Origin of the sequence: Xenorhabdus hominickii (assembly GCF_002632725.1) — a bacterium.
Taxonomy (GTDB): domain Bacteria; phylum Pseudomonadota; class Gammaproteobacteria; order Enterobacterales; family Enterobacteriaceae; genus Xenorhabdus; species Xenorhabdus hominickii.
Genome location: NZ_NJAI01000064.1, coordinates 1 through 905, shown reverse-complemented (window position 1 = coordinate 905; position 905 = coordinate 1). Strand labels below are relative to the sequence as shown.

The window sequence follows — 905 nt, the reverse complement described above, 5'->3', positions numbered from 1 at the left end:
AATCAGGCATTCGATGAATTGGAAGGCGTTGCGAGTGAAATAGAAAATCTAAGAACATATGTTTCTTTATTAATTGATACGGATAAAAGTCTGTCCGGTACACAATTACTTAGTATTGCATTGAGCGCAGTATTTAATATAGGCAAAGAAATAGCACGAGTCCGAGGAGTTGAATATTCATGAATAATATTTACCGTCATACTCGCGTTAGTAATATTCGAATAAATGAAATGAGTGATAGCGACCTACAGTTCTTGGCATCATCAAGCGATGAGGTTATTTATTCAATAACAAATGGAATGAAATCTATTGCTAACTTAGCTAATGCAGCGGCTAATAGTGAAGAATACTCCCAAGATGATGCAATGACTGACCTTGATAGATTATCGCGACTGTTTTCTGTGTTGCCTCTTATTATCGAAGCTGAGTATGAAAATAATGTCAATGCAAGGCATGAATTAAGAAAAAGACAGCAAATAAAAAAAGAAGAAAAAATAATTCAATCAATAAGGAGTTACCATGAAAATACTTAAACCCATTGAAACCGCAACCAACCAAGATATCCAAATTGAAATGCGTGAAGTTTATGCTGTTCGCGGTTCTGGCAAGACTTATCTGAGTGAGAAAGGCGCACTGAATAAACTGGCTTACGTGCGGGCGCAAGAACAGTTTGATAAAGAAAAGAAGCCAAGCAACTTACCTGCCGAAGAAGTCATTCAGGAAGACGGCACTTCTGCCTTACGCAATGGTGAGATGCGCCCTGAGTTTATGGAACGACATGCTCAGGTGCTGGAAGAACTGAAAGCCAAACTTAAGCAGGAAAGAGAAATTATTCGACTTAAGAAGGAACACATAAAGGCGATAGAAAAACACAGAAAAACCCAAGATGAATTAATAGCTATAGG

2 protein-coding genes and 1 pseudogene are annotated in these 905 nt (G+C 37.8%); all 3 read left to right on the top strand.

What is annotated here, in order from left to right; genetic code table 11:
- Positions 1-183 (top strand): annotated as a pseudogene (locus tag Xhom_RS34820) (hypothetical protein); the annotation flags it as partial.
- Positions 180-533 (top strand): hypothetical protein, encoded by a 354-nt coding sequence (locus Xhom_RS25045; protein ID WP_069315737.1) that lies wholly within the window; start codon positions 180-182, stop codon positions 531-533. The pseudogene Xhom_RS34820 and the gene Xhom_RS25045, both read left to right, overlap by 4 nt.
- Positions 520-905, top strand: a 386-nt coding sequence (locus Xhom_RS25040) for a hypothetical protein (RefSeq protein WP_099140131.1), incomplete at its 3' end; no start/stop codon positions are given. The genes Xhom_RS25045 and Xhom_RS25040, both read left to right, overlap by 14 nt.